The sequence below is a fragment of the Deinococcus marmoris DSM 12784 genome (genome assembly GCF_000701405.1).
Taxonomy (GTDB): domain Bacteria; phylum Deinococcota; class Deinococci; order Deinococcales; family Deinococcaceae; genus Deinococcus; species Deinococcus marmoris.
The window spans coordinates 1-6,426 of the sequence record NZ_JNIV01000159.1; the positions used below are offsets into that span (position 1 = coordinate 1).

Here is a 6,426-nt window from a genome sequence, read left to right on the forward strand (position 1 = left end):
TCGGGCAGTTCCACCACACCGGTCACGTCCGTCGTGCGGAAGTAGAACTGGGGGCGGTAGCCGCCGAAGAACGCGCTGTGGCGTCCACCCTCGTCCTTGGACAGCACGTAGGTGCTGGCTTCAAACTTGGTGTGGGGCTTGATGCTGCCGGGCTTGCTCAGCACCTGACCGCGCTCCACGTCGTCGCGAGCGACGCCGCGCAGCAACACGCCGACGTTGTCGCCGGCCATACCGGAATCCAGCAGCTTGCGGTGCATTTCCACGCCGGTCACGGTGGTCTTCTTGGTGTCGCGCAGGCCGACGATCTCGACTTCGTCCTGGATCTTGACGATGCCGCGCTCGATGCGTCCGGTGGCGACGGTGCCGCGTCCGGTGATGGTGAAGACGTCTTCGACCGGCATCAGGAACGCCTTGTCGGTGTCACGCTCGGGGGTGGGGATGTAGGAATCGACGGCGTCCAGGAGTTCCCAGATGTTGTCGACCCACTTGTCCTCACCACGGGGGGTCTTGGGGTTCTTCTGGAGAACTTCCAGAGCCTGGAGGGCGCTGCCCTTGACCACGGGCAGATCATCGCCAGGGAACTCGTACTTGCTCAGGAGTTCACGGACTTCCATTTCCACGAGTTCCAACAGCTCTTCGTCGTCGACCATGTCGACCTTGTTCATGAAGACAACCATGTAGGGGATGCCGACCTGGCGGCCCAGCAGGATGTGTTCGCGGGTCTGGGGCATGGGGCCGTCAGCGGAGCTGACGACCAGGATGGCGCCGTCCATCTGGGCCGCGCCGGTGATCATGTTCTTGATGTAGTCGGCGTGACCGGGGCAGTCGACGTGGCTGTAGTGGCGGGTGGCGGTCTGGTACTCGACGTGGGAGGTGTTGATGGTGATGCCACGGGCCTTTTCTTCGGGGGCCTTGTCGATCTGGCTGTAGTCCATCGTTTCGATGGTGGGGTCCATGGCGGCAGCCGTGAAGGTGATGGCGGCGGTCAGGGTGGTCTTGCCGTGATCGACGTGACCGATGGTGCCGATGTTCACGTGCGGCTTGCTGCGCGAAAATGTTCCTTTTGCCATGTTAATGTCCTCCTGAAAAAGACTGAATGGGGTTGAAGATGAAGTCTGCCTTGCTGTTTAGGTCCAGCGGTGGGCAAGCCTGAACAGTGTATCTGCCTGCCTGACCTGTGCCAAGACTTGCCTCACGTTGTCGCGGCGGGGTTCATCAGAAGCGGCCCACACAAAAAATATGCAGGCCGCCTCTATTGAACCGTGGAACTCGGGTAAAGATTGCTGGAGCTTCTGATCAGGTTCGAACTGATGACCTCTCCCTTACCAAGGGAGTGCTCTACCACTGAGCTACAGAAGCGCACGTTCTAGAAGGCGGAGGGTAAAGGAGAAAGCGGGAAACGAGACTTGAACTCGCGACATTCAGCTTGGGAAGCTGACGCTCTACCAACTGAGCTATTCCCGCAGGACAAAGAGGTAAAACGCTGGTGGGCAGGGGCGGATTCGAACCGCCGTACACGTACGTGAACAGATTTACAGTCTGTCGCCTTTAACCACTCGGCCACCTGCCCGCAGGTTGTCAAAGTCTAGCCGTGGACAGTGTCCTGGAAAGACTGTGGAGCCACCCATCGGAATCGAACCGACAACCTTCCGATTACAAATCGGGTGCTCTACCAGTTGAGCTAGGGTGGCTTGAGCGAAGGTGAAGCTGTCCCATCTGGGTGCGGAAGAGGCCACGCAGGCGCGTTCGCTTCCGGCTGGGAATAGTAGCACTGGTTATAGAGGGTGTCAAACCCTGCTGGCGGGAGCGGTGTGGGCGGACACTGACAGGCTGGCCCATCTGTTTGCCACTCGCCTGAATCTGTGGTGTGGCGCAGGTTTTTCACCCTCGCGACAGGGGTGACCTATGAACTGCCCTGGATGGGCGGATTTTCTCGGGGGATGGGTCAGGCCGCTTACGCCAGTTCCTGGACGGTTCCTGGCGTATGAGCCATTCGGCGCATTCCCTGCTGGGCCATGCGGCGTATGCTGTCCGGCGCACGAGTCGTTTCTGAATGCCTTTTCTGGCGACCCAGACCCGCTCTCTGATTCTCTCGCCCCCCTTTCTGACATGCCCACCATGTCACCCAACGAGGTTTTTCTCTTGGACAGTCTGCGTTCCCTGTGGCCCTACCTGAAAATGCACCAGCGCCAGTACGTGATCGGCATGGTGCTGGTCATCTTCGCCAACAGCATCAACCTGTTGCCCTTCTATTTCATCCGGCTGGTTATCGACGGTCTGACAGGAGCGCGGGACGGTGACCCCGGCACGCCCGGCATCACGCTGGCGCAGGCCGGATGGTACGCGCTGGGCATCGTGGCGGCGGCGGTGGCAGCGGGTGTGTTCATGCTGTACATGCGCCGCATGATCGTGGTGGCCTCGCGCCAGACCGAGTACGAGGTCCGGCGCGACATCTTTGCCCACCTGCAAGGGCTGGATAAGCCGTATTACGATCGCGCCAGCACTGGCGACCTGATGAACCGCCTGACCGGCGACCTGAGCGCCGTACGGGAAATGCTGGGCTTTGGCGCGTGGCAGATCGTGAACATCGTGTCGGGCTTCCTGACCTCGTTCGCCGTGATGTTCAGCCTGAGCTGGCAACTGACCCTGATCGTGCTGGCGGTGGTTCCCATCATCGTGGGTGTGCTGACGTATCTGGCGCGGCTGATCAACGTGCGCCACCGGCTGGCGCAGGAGCAGAACAGCAAGATCGCCGGGAAGGCGCAGGAGAATTTCAGCGGGGCGCGGGTGGTCAAGGGCTACGCCATCGAGGACCGCGAGATCAGCGATTACAAGGCCATGAACCTGGAACTGCTGAAGCGGAACATCGCGCTGACCAAGGTGGACGGCCCACTGCGCTCGTTCATGAGCCTGCTGCTGGGGCTGGCCTTCGCGCTGATCCTGCTGGTGGGCGGGCGGCTGATCCTGACCTCCAACGGGGCCTTCACGGTGGGGATGTTCGTGCAGTTCGTGGGCACGCTGGAACGCCTGACCTTCCCGATGCTGATGATCGGCTGGATCACCGGCGTGACCCAGCGCGGATTGGCCTCGTGGCTGCGTCTGCGTGAGCTGTACGACGCCCGCGCCCAGGTTCAGGACGTGCCAGGGCGCACCGACACCAGCATTCGCGCGCTGGACGGTGATCTGCGTTTCCAGAACGTGTCCATGAATTACGGTAGCCGCGAGGTGCTTAAGAATATTGATCTGCATGTTCCCGCCGGAACGTTCCTGGGCATCACCGGCCCCACCGGCAGCGGCAAGACCGTGCTGGGGCAACTGATCACCCGCAGCATGGACCCCAGCTCCGGTGTGGTGCGGCTGGACGGCCATGACCTGCGCGTGGTTCCGCTGCGGCTGCTGCACGACGCGGTGGCCGTGGTGCCGCAGGAACCCTTCCTGTTCGGGGACACCCTGGCCAACAACATCGCCTTCGGGGTGGAAAAGCAGGAATTGCCCCCCGTCAAGACCGGCGTGAGCGTGGTGGGTGCGCCGCTGCCGCCGAATATTCCGCAGCAGCCTGACCCCGAGCGGGTGCGGAATGCCGCCCGACTGGCCGGACTGCTCGAAGACATTGAGGGCTTTCCCGACGGTTTTGACACGCTACTGGGCGAACGCGGCGTCACGTTGTCGGGCGGCCAGCGCCAGCGCACCGCCATTGCGCGGGCCATCGTGCGCGAACCGGCCATCCTGATTCTGGACGACAGTCTCTCGGCGGTGGACACCGAGACCGAGCGCAAGATTCTGGACGGCCTGCGTGAAGTCAGCCAGGGCCGCACCGTAATTCTGATTGCCCACCGCATCAGCACCCTGCGCCACGCTGACAGGATCGTGGTGCTGGAGGAAGGCCGCGTGACCGAGCAGGGCAGCCACGACGAGCTGCTGGAGCTGAACGGCCACTACGCCGAGCTGGAACGCCTGCAACGTCTGGCGAGCGATCTGGACGAGGACGACGACGCCATCAGTGATCCCGAAGCGGCGGCAGACCGTCTGGCCGCGCGCCGGGAAGCCATCCGCGAGGCCCAGAGCAATCAGGTACAGCCCAATCAGACACAGCCTAATCAGACACAGACCCGTCAGGAGGTGCTGAAGTGACCGCCCCCGACGACAGCTACAAGAAGGAATTTGACGCCCAGCTCACGCGGCGCGTGCTGCGCTACGTCCAGCCGTACCTGAAACTGGTGATCGGCGGGATTGTGCTGGCGCTGCTGATCTCGCTGGCCTCGCCCATCTTCGCCCTGATCCAGCGCCATGCCATTGACGCCTACCTGACACCGCTGGCGTTGCAAAACGTGGGTTCTCTGGATGTGCTGTACCGGGGCCTGACCATGACGGCGCTGCTGTACGCGGGCCTCAAGGTGCTGCAATTCGGCCTGCAATACGCCTTCGCCCTAGTTATCGGCTACCTGGGCCAGAACGTGCTGCGCGACATCCGCGCCGACGTGTTCAGCAAGCTGCAACGCCTGCAACTGTCCTACTTTGACCAGAACCCGGTGGGCCGCCTGATTACCCGCGTGACCAGCGACGTGGACGCCATCAACCAGTTCATTACCAACGGGCTAGTCAGCCTGATTCAGAGTACGTTTATCATCGTGGTGTACGTGGTGATCATGCTGTCCGTGAACTGGCGGCTGGCGCTGATCAGCTTCACGGTGCTGCCCATTCTGTACTTCGCCACCAATTTCTTCCGCACCAAGTTGCGCGACGCCTTCCGCGATACCCGCACGCAGCAGGCCACGGTGAACAGCAAGCTCAACGAAAACATCACCGGGATGCTGACCGTGCAACTGTTCGGGCGCGAACGCCGCAGCGCGCTGGATTTCGATCACAGCAACCGCGCCCTGCTGACCGCCAACGAGAACAGCGTCCACTGGTTCTCGCTGTTCATGCCGGTGGTGGCGGTGCTGGGACAGGTGGCGGTGGCCCTGATCCTGTTCTTTGCCTCGCAGCAGATTCTGGGCGTGGGCCTGGATGCCAACGGGGCGTTGCAGACGGGTGTGGTGGCCGGGGCGATCACGGTGGGAACGCTGTTTGCCTTCATCCAACTGTCGCAGCAACTGTTCCAGCCCATTCAGGATCTGGCCGACGTGTTCAACACCCTGCAAGCGGCGATGGCCTCCAGCGAGCGCATCTTCGGCGTGCTGGACACCGAGGAAGAGATTGCCGACAAGCCCGATGCAAAAACGCTGCCCAACTTTGAGGGCCGGGTGGACTTTGAACAGGTGTGGTTTGCCTACGATCAGACCGTCACCGCCGAGACGCCCGACAGCGACAGCCGCTGGATTCTGCGCGGCATCGATCTGCACATCCAGCCCGGCGAGAGCGTGGCGCTGGTGGGCGCAACCGGGGCGGGCAAGACCAGCGTGACCGCCCTGGTCAGCCGCTTCTACGACGTGCAGCGCGGGGCCGTGAAAGTGGACGGTGAGAACGTGCGTGATCTGGCGCAGCATGACCTCCGCAAGCATGTGGGCGTGGTGTTGCAGGAGGTGTTCCTGTTTGCCGGAACCATCGAGAGCAACCTGACCCTGAACAACGAGGAAATCCCCCATGAGCGCGTGGTGGAAGCCTGCAAGTACGTGGGCGTCCACGACTACATCCTGTCTCTGGAAAACGGCTACCAGACCGAGGTGCGCGAACGCGGCGCAACGCTGTCCACCGGGCAAAAGCAACTGCTGGCCTTCGCCCGCGCCCTGATCCAGAACCCCGACATTCTGCTGGTGCTGGACGAGGCCACCGCCAACGTGGATACCGAGACCGAACTGCGGATTCAGCAGGCGTTGGTCAAGGTCATGCAGGGGCGCACCAGCGTGATCATTGCCCACCGCCTGAGTACCATTGAACACTGTGACCGCATCGTGGTGATGAAGAAGGGCCGCGTGGTCGAGCAGGGCAGCCACAGCGAATTGCTGGAACACGGCGGCTACTACGCCCGCCTGCACCGCCTTCAGTACGCGCAGGCGGACGCGGCGGACTGAGGAGACCCCTCACCCTAACCCCTCTCCCCCACGGAGAGGGGCTTTTTCATGTCCACTCTGCTGAGAATCTATGATCTTTTGTAACTACTCAGCAGGGGGACTTGCGGAGTGGAATCAGATAGAGTAGGCGCATCAAGAACGCTCTTTGCCCCAATTGCCTGATCCTTCAAGCTCGCCTTGACGAGCTTGAACTGCGATTGCTGACCCTGGAAGCTCGCCTTGCCGCCACAAGCCGAACTTCTAGCCAACCGCCCAGCCAGGACAAACCGTGGGTCCCCAAGAGTGAGCGCCAGAAGAGCAACCGCTCTTCTGGCGGGCAACGTGGCCATCCCGGCAAGACGCTCAAAATGAGTGAGCATCCTGATGAAATCAGGACGCTCCCGGTCACTGGGCAGTGCGGCTGTGGGCAGCCCTG

Annotated in this window: 4 protein-coding genes and 4 tRNA genes; 3 read left to right on the top strand and 5 right to left on the bottom strand. The window is 62.0% G+C overall.

Features of this window, described 5'->3' with window-relative positions; all coding sequences use genetic code 11:
- From tuf to Q319_RS0122015, 5 genes are all read right to left on the bottom strand, one after another.
- Window positions 1-1,070 (bottom strand): elongation factor Tu (gene tuf, locus Q319_RS0121995; protein WP_029484557.1); only part of this gene is annotated, 1,070 nt, incomplete at its 3' end.
- A 214-nt stretch (window positions 1,071-1,284) separates the two neighbouring features.
- Window positions 1,285-1,359 (bottom strand) — tRNA-Thr (locus Q319_RS0122000).
- Window positions 1,360-1,391: 32 nt separating this feature from the next.
- A tRNA-Gly gene (locus Q319_RS0122005) sits at window positions 1,392-1,464 on the bottom strand.
- A gap of 20 nt (window positions 1,465-1,484) precedes the next feature.
- Window positions 1,485-1,570 (bottom strand) — tRNA-Tyr (locus Q319_RS0122010).
- Window positions 1,571-1,615: 45 nt separating this feature from the next.
- Window positions 1,616-1,691 (bottom strand) — tRNA-Thr (locus Q319_RS0122015).
- Between the two features lie 487 nt (window positions 1,692-2,178).
- Between Q319_RS0122015 and Q319_RS0122020 the strand changes: the two genes are divergently transcribed.
- The 3 genes from Q319_RS0122020 to Q319_RS28890 all read left to right on the top strand — a co-directional run.
- Window positions 2,179-4,131, top strand: coding sequence for an ABC transporter ATP-binding protein (locus Q319_RS0122020; protein WP_081846235.1), 1,953 nt, complete (start codon window positions 2,179-2,181; stop codon window positions 4,129-4,131).
- Window positions 4,128-6,011 carry an ABC transporter ATP-binding protein gene (locus Q319_RS0122025; protein ID WP_029484559.1) on the top strand — a complete coding sequence of 628 codons (1,884 nt, stop codon included), beginning with the start codon at window positions 4,128-4,130 and terminating at the stop codon, window positions 6,009-6,011. The genes Q319_RS0122020 and Q319_RS0122025 overlap by 4 nt, the downstream gene beginning before the upstream one ends.
- Window positions 6,012-6,169: 158 nt before the next feature.
- A partial coding sequence (locus Q319_RS28890; RefSeq protein WP_245619389.1) for a DUF6444 domain-containing protein occupies window positions 6,170-6,426 on the top strand: 257 nt, incomplete at its 3' end.